Here is a 14,054-nt window from a genome sequence, read left to right on the forward strand (position 1 = left end):
TCGGGATTTTTTATTTGCATCGCATTTCACATAATATGAATAACATAACAATATTGATTCATTATTTACAATTTCAAAAATATTAACATAATGTTAAAAAAATAACGTAAAAATTTGATTATTAATACTTAAATTTGTCGCCCTGAAATTTCTGTATGAAAAGAATTTTATTATTAATAGGTACATTTTTATGTTTATTATTTAATGCCCAACTTGATACTGATCATTGGTTTGCACCAATGGCATCCAAAGCAGGAAATAACGGACTTGAGGGTTACCTTTACCTTTCAACCGATGAAACTGTTCCTTTTACTGTTCAGATATTTAATAACAATACTTTATATACAAGTACGCAGATAAGCAAAGGAAATCCTGCACAGATTATTATACCAAACAATTTTTTGATTACATCAAATCAATTTGACCTTTTTACACCCAACTCTATGGGAATGAATGTAAAAGGACCTAAAAGATTTTTTGCGAATTACAGATTTTCACTGCAAAATCACGCAGAAATTATTACTTCAAAAGGATTGGCAGGACTTGGAACAACTTTTTTTGCCGGCACAGCACCTATTACAGGCATCGCAACCTATGTAAACTCTACTATTGGAGTTACAGCAACCGAAGACAACACCACTGTTGTAATTTCGGGATATAATCCTAATGTAGTGTTTTCTGACGGCTCATCTTCACCTACAAAAACATTTACTTTAAACAAAGGACAATCTTATATTGTAGATGCAAGAAGTACAGATAGCCAATTTAATCCTACCGGACTTGTAGGAGCAAAGATAGAAGCTACAAAACCTATTTCGGTAACCAACGGTAATTTTAACGGAATTTATACCAATCTTAATTTTACCAACAATGATGTTTTGATGGATCAGGCTGTTCCAGTCAACAGATTGGGAAAAGATTTTATTCTGGTAAAAGGAAACGGTAACGTAGCCAATGAAATGGAAACGGCGCTAATCATTGCCACAGAAGACAATACTCAGGTCGCTTTCAACGGAGCCGGAACTGCTGTTACATTAAATACCGGACAATATTATATGGTTCCCAGTAATTTTTATATCAATCAAGGGAACGGAAATTATAATATGAACATCACTACAAGCAAGAATGTTTATGTTTATCAATTATTAGCCGGAATCATGGGGGGTCCCGGTGCCAATGAATATGCAACCGGTGGTATGAATTTTATTCCGCCTTTAAGTTGCTTTATGCCCAATAAAGTAGATGAAATTGGTTTCATCAATATGATTGGCGGACAGTCATTTAATACAAAACTGAATATCATTACCCAAACCGGAGCCGTGGTTACTCTAAATGGAAATCCGCTTGCTGCCAACAACGGACCTTATCCTGTAACCGGAAACCCTAACTGGGTAACGTATTCTGTACCCAATGTTTCAGGAATCATCTCTGTTAACTCTACCAAATCTGTTACTGCAGGAATTGCAGCCGGAAGCGGTGCCGTTGGATACGGTGGTTACTTTGCAGGATTCTCCTCCGTTCCTGCAATTTCTAAAACCGGAGACTGCTATGCGGGAATTCTTTTACAGGTAGATAATTCTTATGATTCTTATCAATGGTTTTTAAATGGAAGCCCTATTTCGGGGGCAACTTCTTACTCCATTAACCCAGAACTTTACGGAGCAGGAAATTATACCTGTCAGATTACAAAAAACAATTGCGAAAGCAAGCTGACTGAAATTTATAACTACACGTTGTGTCCGCCAATTACAACAACAACGTACACGATCGGCTCTTGTAACACTAAGGTGATTACTCCTTCATTTACCAATTCAACTCAAAATATTGTTCCTTCACTTACAGGAATTATATTACAACCAACTTCCGGCACAGCAACTGTAAATCCGGCAAATGGTCAGATTACCTATACTCCCAACTCAACTTTAACCAGCAATACAACAGATACTTTTATTTATTATATTCAGGGAAATGGTAATCCGTTTGATTTTGAATATTTTAAAATTATTATCAATACAGATGTTCTTCAGACCAATAATACAAGTTTGGTTTCATGCGCCGACAATGCAGGCAACGGAACTTTTGACTTAACAACGGCTAATCTTACCACAAGTACAGGAACTTCTGTTTTGTATTATACCAATTCTAATCTGACAGGTCAGATCAATACTCCAAACAATTACACAGGTCCTGCAGGAACAATCTATGCTAATGTAACTTCTGCTTACGGATGCTCTAAACCTGCACAAATTACACTGACCGTAAATCCGTTACCCAATATCAATACTTCCAGCTTTAATGCAAATCTTTGTGATGATAATCTTGATGGAAATATTGATGTAAATTTCTCAACGATTACACCTCAAATCGTAAACAATTCGGGAAGTTTTACTGTAAGATATTACCTGAACCAAACAGATGCCAATGCCGGAAATAACAATACACTTCCCAACAACTGGACATATACTGCGAATACAACAGTTTATGTAAGAGTTGACGGAATTAATACCAATTGTTCTCCTGCTTTTGGGCAGATCAATTTTTCTGTTGGATCAAAAATACCTTTATCCACATTAGATTATTCCACATTAGTTTGCGATACCAATTGGGATGGAACTGAAACCGTCAACCTAAATACTTACAAAAATAATTTCACCACAGATCCTGCTGTTACATTAAGCTTTTACAGCACTTTTGCGGATGCCCAAAATGCGACCAATGCTATTAATTCAAATCAAATCATCGCTCCCTCCCAAATATTTTACATTAGATTTCAAAATTCAGGAAGTTGCTCTAATATAGCTAAGCTTACCTTATCACTAGATCAGCTTTCAACATCCAATGCTACTTTATCTGCTTGTGCCAATGCTAACGGAACAGCAAATTTTAATCTGACTACAGCTACCGTTACCACAACTCCGGGAGCAACAGTTTCATTCTTTTCAGATGCTTTGCTCACTGCTCCTATTGCAACGCCTACAAATTACAATTCTTCAGGGGGAATAGTTTATGCACAGGTAAGCTCAGGCTTCGGATGTACAAAAACAGCACAAATTAATTTAACCATCAATCCTTTACCTAATATCAATACAGCTAATTACAACGCTGCACTTTGCGATGATAATTTTGATGGAATAATCAATGTAAATTTCTCAACCGTTTCACCTCAAATCGTTACCAATTCAGGAAGTTTTACTGTAAGATACTATCTGAACCAAACAGACGTAAATGCCGGAAACAATAATACACTTCCCGGAAACTGGACATATACTGCAAATACAACAGTTTATGTAAGAGTTGACGGAATTAGTACCAATTGTACGCCTGCTTTTGGGCAGATCAATTTTCAAATAGGCAACAGAATAAGTTTATTGGCAACCAATGCAACTACAGATGTATGTGACAGTGATCTGAATGGAACTCAAACGGTTAATCTAAATGATTATAAAAATTTATTCAGTACAGATCCTTCTGTTGTATTGACGTTTTACAGCACTTTAGCTAATGCACAATCAGGCACAAATACGATTACACCTAATCAAAATATTACTTCTGTTTCAACATTTTACATCAGATTTACAAGCAACAATGCCTGTCCGAATACAGGAATTTTAACTATTAATTTAAAAGCCCCGAAAAAATCTGAGGTTCTGAAAGATCAGTTGGTTTGCGCAGATCAAAAAGCTTTATTGGATGCAGGAGCAGGTTTTACTTCTTACTCATGGAGTACAGGAGCAACAACGCAGTCAATCAGTGCAGGAGAAGGTGTTTATTTTGTAGACTTAGGATTTAATGGCTGCGTGTACAGGCAAACAGTTACAGTAACCAATGCCCCACTTCCTATTATAACCAGCGTTACGGTTACAGGAAATACAGCCACCGTGAACGTAACAGGAGGAACAGCTCCTTATCAATATTCTTTAAATGGAGTTGATTATCAAAGTTCCAATATTTTCACAGGATTGACAAGAGGTCCTTATAAAGTATATGTTATCGGACGAGACGGATGTCAGCCGGTTACTAAAGACTTTTTGCTTCTCAACTTAATTAATACCATTACTCCTAATAATGATGGAAAAAATGATGTTTTAGATTATTCTGATCTGAAAATTAAAGATCAGGTCAGTATAGAAGTAGTTGACAGATATGGTGCTGTTGTTTATCAATCTTCAGGGAAAAACTACATATGTGACGGAAAATCCGGAGGTCGGAATTTATCTACAGGAACTTATTGGTATATAATAAAATGGATTGAGCCTGATACAAAATTACCAGTTTCTCATTCCGGATGGCTTTTAATTAAGAATAGAGAATAATTTTTCAAATTTATTTATGATTTATTAAGAATATATTAAATATTATCCTAATTTTGTAGAAATCCTAATTCTTTTAACTTATGAAAAAATTTCTACTCAGTTTAGTATTAATATTTTTGTCATTCAGTTCTCTCTTTGCCCAAAGGGATACCGAACACTGGATTGCACCCTATTATTATTCTGCCACATATACACAGGCTCTGTATTTATCTACTGATTCTGTTACACCGTTTGACGTAACAATTTACAGCAATAATGCTGTTTTGCCTGGTGGAGTTGTAACGATCAGTAAAGGTAACCCTGTTGTTTTTCAGGTACCCAATACTTATATCGCAACTAACTCTGCATCAGATGCATTCAATGTAATATCAAAAGGATTGTATCTGAACGGAACAAAACCATTTTTTTGTACTATGAGAATGGTAAGTTTGACCACACACGCAGAGATTGTAACCAGTAAAGGAAAGGCTGGGATTGGAAAATTATTTTATGTTGCTAATACTCCATCTACCGCTACCTTTAACACATTTACATCCGGAATTCTTGCTACAGAGAACAATACTGTGGTAACCGTTACGTGGAACGGAAGTATTACATTTATTGGAGCTCCTACAGGTCTTGGAAATACACATACTGTTACTTTAAATAAAGGAGAGTCTTTTATATTTGCCGGAAATACAACAGGAACTGCTCCATTTATGGGAGCAAAGATTGTTTCTGATAAACCTATAACACTCACAAACGGAAATGTGAACGGTAATTTCGGTGCCAGTACTGCTGCAGGATCCGACGCCATATTAGACCAATCCGTTCCTGTAGAAAGACTAGGAAGCACTTTTGCAATGGTAAGAACAAGATCCAGCACCTCTGATTTGGAAGGAGCCATCGTTATTGCTACTGAAAATAACACTCAGGTTTTTCTAAACGGATCCGGACTAGCTGTAGCCACTTTAAACGAAGGACAATGGTATAGAATTTCAGGAGACAACTATTTACAACAGGGAACCTCTGATCATTATAATATGTTGGTATCAACATCTAAAAATGTATATTTATATCAACTCGTTTCTGTGAATAACAACAGCGCAACTTGCGGTTTTAATTATATCCCGCCATTAAACTGTTTTCTTCCAAGAAAAATTGATGAGATTCCTCTTATTAATGAAATGCCGCTGAATAATTCTAGTTCTACTCCTGGCGGAACATTAATTAAATTAAATATTCTAACCGAAACTGGTGCTACTGTTTTAGTTAATAATACACCTCCGACTGCAGCCCAGGGACCCTATCCACTTACAGGTAACACAGCGTGGGTAACATATGCTATAGAAGGCGTAGCAGGAAATTTGGTAATTGAATCTACAAAAGCTGTAACTGCAGGGATCAACGGAGGTTATTCAACCTCAGGATACGGAGGTTATTTCGCAGGATTCTCTTCTATTCCTATTATTGCTAAACAAATAGGAGACTGTATACCGGGAATTGTGCTTGAAGTAGATGACAGTTATGAAACTTATCAATGGTATCTAAATGGCGCTCCGGTTGCAGGAGCTACATCGCATACACTTACACCAACAGTGGCCGGTAATTATACCGTGAAAGTAACGATGGGTACATGTCCTCCGGTTACGACACCTGTCTATAAAGTTTTTAGCTGTTTACAACAAACAACAAAAACACTTTTTATTTGCGGTGCCAAAACAATTACCCCTACTTTTAGCAACTCATCACAGGCATTACAGCCAAGTTCTGTACAAATTCTGACTCAACCAACCAATGGTACAGCAACTTTGAACCCAAATACAGGTGTTATCACTTATATTCCAAATCCTGGAAATCCTCCTGGAACAACAGATGTAATTGTTTACAAATTCTGTGGAAACTCTACTGAGTTTGTTGACTGTGAGCAAGTGACTCTAAACTTAAATCTGGTGCCGTTTGTAGTAAACGATCGTACTATTTACGCTTGTCAGTATGCCGGTAAAGGATATTTTGATCTTACAACCGCTACGGTAACCGATGGTGTAGTACAGACTACAAAGAAATTTTATCCTACTTTGGCAGACCTTAATGCCGGAAGCAATCAGATTAGTAACCCTACCAACTATTTTTCGGGAGCTGGATCTGTATATGTAAATGTAACTACTGCTGAAGGTTGTGTTGGAAATGCAAAAATCACATTAGATTTTTATCCTACACCAGTTGTTAATGAAGCAACTCTGACAGAATGCTTTATTGAAAATAATGAAACTAAGGGTAAATTTAATTTAACAGCAGCGAATGTAACGGCAGAAAGTCCGGTAACAAAAAAATTCTATCCTACTTTTACAGATGCAAGCAATGGTACGAATGAAATTACAACATTTTTAGACAACTACATTTCTCCAAATGGAGCTGTATATGTAAGAGTTTTCAATTCTAATGACTGTTATGCAATAGCAAAAATTAATCTTGTGGTAACTCCACCGAACAGATCTACAGTTTTAAAAAATAAATACATCTGTATTGATGACCGAACTACTTTAGACGCAGGACCTGGCTATCAGTCTTATTTGTGGAGCAATGGAGCAACCACTCAGTCTATTCAGGGAGTTGGAGTTGGTGATTACTGGGTAATGTTACAAAGTAACGGATGCTATGTAACACAGCCTGTAAGCGTTAAAAAAGCAGAAGATCCGGTAATTACATCTATTGAGATTTCAAACAATACCGCTACTGTAATGGTAAATGGCGGAACTGCACCTTACAAATATTCTGTAGACGGAACTACTAATTGGCAGGATTCTAATGTATTTACTAATTTATCAAGAGGTCAGCACACTTTCTTTGTAAAAGACTCGTTCGAGTGTGCCCCTATTTCGGTTGAAATTACAATTCCAAACTTAGTAAATGCAATCACACCAAATGGTGACAGAGTAAACGATTATGTTGATTATAAAGAATTAGCTTATAAAGAAAACCTTACGTTTACAGTATATGACAGATATGGTAACCTTATTTTCAAAGGTGACAAGTTTAATAATTACAGATGGGACGGAACTCATCAGGACAAAAAAATCCTTACAGGTACATATTGGTATCACATTAACTGGAATGAGCCAAATGCTGCGAAAACTCCAATAAAATACACTGGTTGGATTTTAGTGAAAAATAGAGAATAGATACTGAATAATTAAATCTTCAAAATACCACAATATAACAATTGTGGTATTTTTTTGATTGAGACTGAATATTTGTACACTTATTTTGTAATATATCTAAATTTTTCTTTTATTTTTGCAATAATCCTAATTCTACATTATGAAAAAATTTCTACTTATTTTTTTACTTTTTATTTTAGGGAGCAATTTAGCTTTCGCTCAGCGAGATACAGATCACTGGATTGCGCCTTATTATGAATCTACCTCCTATTCAGGAAGAATGCTGTATCTTTCAACAGATTCAGTACAGCCCTTCGATGTTACTATATACAGTAATAATATCGCTCGTGGCACAGTAACCATCAGTAAAGGATCACCTCAGACCTTTACCGTATCTCAAGCGTTTATTAGCGCATCAAGTACAAGTGAAGCATTTGCGGTAATCAACAAAGGGCTTTATCTAAAAGGTGAAAAACCATTTTACTGTACTCTGAGAATTGCAAGCAGCACTACCCACGCTGAGATTGTTACCAGTAAAGGAAAAGCTGGTATCGGAAAAGAATTTTTTGTGGCTACGACTCCTTCACCTTTCAACAGCTCAAGCAACAATTTCACAGCGGGCGTTTTAGCGACAGAAGATAATACCAATGTTACAGTTACATGGAGCCCTACTGCAAATATTACATTTATTGGCGCAACTCCGGCAACTAATACTCATACCTTTACTTTAAATAAAGGTCAGTCATTTATTTTTGCAGGTTCAGGAAATCCCGCCTCCAACATGTCTCTTTTTACCGGGGCAAAAATTGTTTCAGATAAACCTATTACCTTAACTAATGGAAACATTAATGGTAATTTCGGAACAGGATCATCCAGTGGTTCGGATTCTATTCTAGATCAGTCTGTTCCTTTAGACAGACTTGGGAATACTTTCGCAATGGTAAGAACCAGATCTGCTACCGCTAATGATATTGAAGGAGGACTGATTATTGCTACAGAGAATGGCACTCAAGTTTATTTAAACGGATCTCTAACTCCTGCTGCTACTTTGGATCAGGGTGAGTCATACAGAATATCCGGAAGTAATTATATCAATCAGGGTTCAGGTCACAGCAATATGTTTATCAGCTCAACGAAAAATATATATCTATACCAGTTTGTTTCTGTAAATAACAGTAATGCAACCTGTGGTTTCAATTATATTCCGCCATTAAACTGTTTTTTACCTAGAAAAATTGATGAAATTGGGAAAATAAATGAAATGCCTGCCGGAACAGGAGGTACGAGTACAACCCCATCAGGAACAATTATTAAATTAAATATTCTTACTGAAGCAGGTGCAACAGTAACGGTAAACAATGTTGCCCCTACACCGGCACAAGGTCCTTTTACAGTAACCGGAAATACAAACTGGGTTACATATAGTCTAGAAGGAGTTACAGGAAATGTAACGGTTGTATCTGATAAAGCAGTTACGGCAGGAATCAACGGAGGATTCAGTACTGCGGGATATGGTGGATATTTTGCAGGATTCTCATCAATTCCTTTGATTGCAAAACAAACCGGGGACTGTATTCCTGGATTGGTTCTTGAAGTGGATGACAGCTATGATACTTATCAATGGTTTAGAAATGATGTTCCTATTCCGGGAGCCAACAGCAACTCATACACACCTACGCAATCTGGTAATTATACCGTAAGAATTACTGTAGGATCATGTTTGCCTGCAACAACACCCGTATATAAAGTATTTACTTGTTTAGAAGAAACAACGCAGACTAAAACAGTTTGTGAAGGTTATCTGAATATCGTCCCGCAATTCACCACATCATCACAAACATTTGTTCCAAGTACAGTACAGATTGTAACACCTCCTGCTAATGGAACAGCATTGGTAAATTCCACCACAGGAGTGATTTCTTATACACCAAATTTTGGTTTTGCAGGTAATGATACCATTGTATATAAATTCTGTGGAAACAATCCTGAATTTGTAGATTGTGAGGAAATTACTCTTACTTTAACAGTAAGCGAAAGCCCAGTGGTAAATGAGGCGACTTTAAGAGTATGTTTCCTTGAAGATAATATTGCTACAGGATTATTTGATCTGACTCAGGCAAATGTGACTATACAGCCTGGGGTTACGAAAAGTTATTATCCTTCGTTAACTGATGCTAACAACCAAACCAACGAAATAACTAACGCAGACAATTATATTGCTCCAAATGGTGTTGTCTATATAAGAGTAAGCAATGCAAACGGATGTTACCGGGTTGCAAAAGTAACTTTAATTGTATTTCCGCCAACTCAGTCTACTGTTTTAGAAGATAAAGTAATTTGTATGGAAACTACAACTACTCTGGATGCAGGACCTGGCTTTAACGGTTATGAATGGAGTACAGGTGCAACGACACAAACTATCAGTAATGTTGGAGTAGGTACCTATTGGGTAAAACTAAAAACCGGAGATTGTGTAACCAAACAAATGGTAAAAGTTTATGCTTCCGAGCAGCCTGTCATTTCAAGCATTGATATTTCAACCAATAATATTACCGTGAATGTTGCGGGAGGTGTTGCTCCTTACGAATATTCTATCGACAATATAAATTGGCAAACATCTAATGTATTTACCGATTTATCAAGAGGAGATCTAAAGGTATATGTAAGAGACACATTCAATTGCGTTCCAATTGAGGTTAATATTACGATTCCAAATATCGTTAATGTAATTACACCAAACTCTGACGGAGTAAACGATGTATTAGATTATTCTTCGCTGTCAAACAAACCCAATCTTGTGTTTGATATTTTTGACAGATACGGAAACAGAATTCATCAGGGTAACAAAGAAAACGGATACAAATGGGAGGGTACCACGAATGGCAAAAAGAGAGTTTCTACAGGAAATTACTGGTACAGTATCAGCTGGAACGAAAATAACAAAAACCAGACTCCAATTAAATTCCAGGGTTGGATCTTGGTAAAAAACAGAGAATAATCAGTTTAAAATTTTTATTCACATAAAAACCGCAATATTTTTTGCGGTTTTTTTATTATTTTAAAAACAATACTACATTTTATTGTTAAATTTGTGATAAACTCAAATTCGATATGAAGAAAATTCTATCTTTTTTTCTTATTTTTTATATATTCTCTACTACTCTGGCTCAGTTGGATAGAGAACACTGGTTTGCACCTATGGTAGATAGAACCGGAAATCCCAATCCATATCAAAAACTATACTTGTCTACCAACCGGACAACTCCCTTTCCGGTAAGTATCTACAATAATAACGTCTTAATAGGAACGGTAACCATCAGCAAAACAAATCCGCAAAAATTTGATGTTCTCAGAGATTACATCATTACGACTCAGCAATCAGATTTATTTACCCCAGGTACAAAAGGGCTTTATCTTCAGGCAGATTTTCCTTTTTATGCCAATCTCAGGTTTTCAGTGTTTAATCATGCCGAAATTATCACTTCAAAAGGTACAGCTGCAAAGGGGACTTCTTTTTATGCGGCATCTGCTCCTATCACGGTAAGTAATGGAATTCTCAATTTCATGACCAGTATACTGGCAACAGAAGATAATACTACTGTTACTATTTCAGGCTATAAACCAACCGTACAGTTTTCTAACGGAACAACCGGCATTACCAATCCTACTTTAACTTTCACCCTAAATAAAGGACAATCCTACATTCTGGACGGAATCGGTAATATTACAGGAAACTTTGATGGGTTTATTGGTGCCAAAATAGTTTCCACAAAACCAATAAATGTCACCAATGGAAATTTTAATGGTCAATATGCCGGGAATCAGCCTTTAAGCTCAGATATTTTGATGGATCAGTCGGTATCTGTAGCCCAGTTGGGAAATACCTTTGCTCTTGTAAAAGGTAACGGCAATATCGGAAGCAATATGGAAGGTGCGCTGGTTATCGCAACGGAAGACAATACAACCATCTTTGTCAACAACGAAATCTTGCCTATTGCTACCATCAATACAGGACAATATTTTGTTATTCCTGATTCTAAGTATATACTGCAGGGAAACGGTCATTACAACATGTATATTGTAAGCAACAAAAACGCTTATGTTTATCAAATGCTTGCAGGGGCCTCTACTACAGGAAATGAAGTGGCAACCGGCGGATTTAATTTTATTCCCGGACTCAACTGCTATCTTCCCAAACAAATTGATGAGCTCGGATTCATTAATGAAAATTTTGTTCATACTAATGTAAATCCTTCAGGCATTCTTAATATACCGACCAAGCTCAATTTAATTACAGAAAAAGGTGCCGTAGTAAATGTAAACGGAGCTCCTCCGCCTGCAGGAACAGGACCTTTCGATATGACAGGAACAAACAACTGGGTTACTTATGGTATCCCAAACACCACCGGAACCATAACAATTACTTCAACCAAAGCCATTACAGCCGGAATCAATGCAGGAAGTGATGCCGTAGGATATGGGGGATTTTTTGCAGGGTTTCCAACGCAACCTGTTATTATAAAATCAGGTGGCGACTGCGTTCCGGGAATTGTCCTTACTGTAGATCCTATTATTTACGAAGCTTATCAATGGTACCGAAATGGAAGTATAATTACTGGTGCCACCTCTCCTACTTTTACTCCAACACAATCGGGGTTTTATACATGCTCCGTAACGATGGGAAGCTGTGCTCCGCTTGTTACAGCGCAATACAAAGTCCTAAATTGTTTAAAACAAACTACTGAAACTTTAAATATATGTGATGTAAAGACTATCGTCCCTACCTTCAGTACCTCTACACAAACTCCGGTTGCTTCAACCGTTGCGATAACTGCTCCACCTTCATTAGGAACTGCTACAATAAATACCGTAACGGGAGTTATTACCTATAATGCAACAAACCCTTCTGCCGGGGGAACAGATACCTTTACTTATACATTCTGCGGTAATGATCCCGATTTCCCTGATTGTGAATCTATAACAGTTACCATTAACATACAGCCGGTAACAGTTACCAATGCAACAATAACAGCATGTAATGTCAATAATGTGGGAATATTTGATCTGACTTCAGCAAATGTAACTACGAACACTCCTGTTGTGAAAACTTATTATACGAATCTGCTGGCTGCACAAACAGAAAATGCTGCCGGAGAAATTACCAATCCGACTATTCATCCTGCACCAGCAGGAACTATTGTTTATGTTGTTGTTAAAAATCCTACGGGATGCAAAAATATTGCTCAGATTACTTTAAATTTATTTCCCCTAGCTGTTGTAAGCGCTGCAAACATAGGAATTCAGTGTGATGAGAATTTAGATGGAACAGTGAATGTTGTTTTATCAGATATTACTCAGCAAATTCTTAATAATCCAACCTATTTTACAACCGTTAGATATTATGCTCAGCTTTCGGATGCTAATCTTGGCAACAACAATACACTTCCAAATAACTGGAGCTTTAACACAAATACAACAATATATGTTCGCGTAGATTCTCCTGATGGATGTGCACCTGTCATTCAACCTATAAATTTTACGTTTGGAAGCAAACTAAGCCTGTTGACCAACCTGTTGGTGACCACTTATTGTGATGATGACTTGGACGGCAGCAAACAAGTCAATCTTTCTCAATTCATCAGTCAGTTTACTACAGATCCGCAGGTTTCTGTAAGCTATCACGCAACTTTAGCAGATGCAGAAAATGATGTTTCTCCTATTAATGGAACTGTCACTCTTACCGGAACACATACTTATTTTATTAGATTTGAAAAAGCAGGACTTTGTCCCGATGTCGCAACATTAAGAATCACTCTTAAAACCCCGAAAAAATCTGATATTCTCACAGACCAGATCATTTGTGCAAAAACACAAACAACATTAGATGCCGGTTCCGGATTTACTGCTTATCTGTGGAGTACGGGAGCAACAACTCAGTCTATTTCAAATGTAGCAGCAGGTAATTATTGGGTAGAACTGACGTTTGACGGATGTGTCTATAAACAATTTGTAAATGTATCAGAATCTATATTACCGGTGATTACTACTATTGAAATTAACGGCTCTACCGTAACAATAGGTGTGAGCGGAGGAAATCCTGCTTACGAATATTCGCTTGATGGCTTTATTTGGCAATCTTCAAATGTTTTTACGAATGTAACCAGAGGAACGTACAACGTGTATGTAAGAGATTCTCTGAAATGTGAAATCGTAAAAGAAGAATTTGTGATCATTGACCTGATTAATACGATTACTCCAAATGATGATGGCAGAAATGATGTAATCAATTATTCTTCTTTAATGAATAAGAAAAATCTGGAATTTAGAATTTTTGACCGATACGGAGCAGAAGTTTTCCGAGGTACACCCACCAATAAATTTACTTGGGATGGAAATATGAAAGGAAGACCGGTCCCTACTGCAACCTACTGGTATTTCATCAGCTGGACAGAACTTGGAGACGTAACCACCGTAAAATATTCAAGCTGGCTTTTGGTAAAACATAGAAACAATAGTCTTTGGGATAGGTAAATTTATAACATTCCTTAACAGTTTATTTTAAAGTTTAATAAAATTTTAACCCTTCAATTGAAGAATATCA

The 14,054-nt window shown here is 36.7% G+C and carries 4 protein-coding genes; all 4 read left to right on the plus strand.

The window, feature by feature from the left end; genetic code table 11:
• Positions 1-155 precede the first annotated feature (155 nt).
• Complete coding sequence (locus FOL89_RS05330; RefSeq protein ID WP_144281812.1) at positions 156-4,313, plus strand: T9SS type B sorting domain-containing protein; 4,158 nt, start codon at positions 156-158, stop codon at positions 4,311-4,313.
• Positions 4,314-4,393: 80 nt separating this feature from the next.
• Positions 4,394-7,474, plus strand: a complete 3,081-nt coding sequence (locus FOL89_RS05335; protein ID WP_144281813.1) for a T9SS type B sorting domain-containing protein — start codon at positions 4,394-4,396, stop codon at positions 7,472-7,474.
• A 139-nt stretch (positions 7,475-7,613) separates the two neighbouring features.
• Positions 7,614-10,451 carry a T9SS type B sorting domain-containing protein gene (locus FOL89_RS05340; RefSeq protein WP_144281814.1) on the plus strand — a complete coding sequence of 946 codons (2,838 nt, stop codon included), beginning with the start codon at positions 7,614-7,616 and terminating at the stop codon, positions 10,449-10,451.
• Between the two features lie 113 nt (positions 10,452-10,564).
• Positions 10,565-13,984 (plus strand): T9SS type B sorting domain-containing protein, encoded by a 3,420-nt coding sequence (locus FOL89_RS05345; protein ID WP_144281815.1) that lies wholly within the window; start codon positions 10,565-10,567, stop codon positions 13,982-13,984.
• The last annotated feature ends 70 nt before the right edge of the window (positions 13,985-14,054 follow it).

This window comes from Chryseobacterium echinoideorum (assembly GCF_007474535.1).
Taxonomy (GTDB): Bacteria; Bacteroidota; Bacteroidia; order Flavobacteriales; family Weeksellaceae; genus Chryseobacterium; species Chryseobacterium echinoideorum.

What these genes read in the sequence shown, in the direction of transcription:
- FOL89_RS05330 (WP_144281812.1), top strand. Translation starts at nt 156, where the DNA reads ATGAAAAGAATTTTATTATTAATAGGTACATTTTTATGTTTATTATTT.
- FOL89_RS05335 (WP_144281813.1), top strand. Translation starts at nt 4,394, where the DNA reads ATGAAAAAATTTCTACTCAGTTTAGTATTAATATTTTTGTCATTCAGT.
- FOL89_RS05340 (WP_144281814.1), top strand. Translation starts at nt 7,614, where the DNA reads ATGAAAAAATTTCTACTTATTTTTTTACTTTTTATTTTAGGGAGCAAT.
- FOL89_RS05345 (WP_144281815.1), top strand. Translation starts at nt 10,565, where the DNA reads ATGAAGAAAATTCTATCTTTTTTTCTTATTTTTTATATATTCTCTACT.